The organism is Parendozoicomonas verongulae (genome assembly GCF_009711465.1).
Taxonomy (GTDB): Bacteria; Pseudomonadota; Gammaproteobacteria; order Pseudomonadales; family Endozoicomonadaceae; genus Sansalvadorimonas; species Sansalvadorimonas verongulae.
In genome coordinates this window covers 1,969-2,451 of record NZ_SMME01000689.1, presented here as the reverse complement: position 1 = coordinate 2,451, position 483 = coordinate 1,969, and the positions used below count along the sequence as shown (strand labels likewise).

Sequence of the window (483 nt, the reverse complement as noted above, 5' to 3'; positions counted from 1 at the left end):
CACCTGCCCCTGCGGTGCCACCTTCGCTTCACCCAGCCTGCTTAAATCCCACCGCCGGGGCAGCCAAGACGCCCCGTGCAAGGGGAAGCAGAGCACCACCTGCTCCTGCGGCCTCATCTTCAATACGGTCAGTCGGCTTAACTCTCACCGCCAGAGCAGCAGGGATGCCCGGTGCATAGGGAAGCAGAACACCACCTGTTCCTGCGGCGCCATCTTCGATACGGTCAACCTGCTTAGCTCTCATCGCCGGAGTAGCAATAACGTCCGGTGCAAGGAGAAACTGATCAAAAAGAAATAAGACAGGATTGAAAAAGAACCGCTATGGCTTCAACAGATCAGACCCGGAAAGATGTTGATATTGAGCAATCCCTCCCCTGGAACGGTTCGGATCCATAATTTTACCGTGTTTGAAAATTGCCCCAGCCTTACTCATCGGCTAGCCTTTCGTGCCTGAATTAAATCAGGGGTTATGCTCGTTGCAAG

Annotated in this window: 1 protein-coding gene; it reads right to left on the bottom strand. The window is 54.0% G+C overall.

Going from position 1 to position 483, the window contains the following annotated elements:
• Window positions 1-28 precede the first annotated feature (28 nt).
• A complete protein-coding gene (locus E1189_RS02890) occupies window positions 29-244 on the bottom strand; it encodes a hypothetical protein (protein WP_155158551.1) in 216 nt (71 codons plus the stop codon).
• Between the last annotated feature and the right edge of the window lie 239 nt (window positions 245-483).

Bases quoted from the DNA above. Each gene is read 5' to 3' on its own strand.
- E1189_RS02890 (WP_155158551.1), bottom strand. From the start codon at position 244: ATGAGAGCTAAGCAGGTTGACCGTATCGAAGATGGCGCCGCAGGAACA.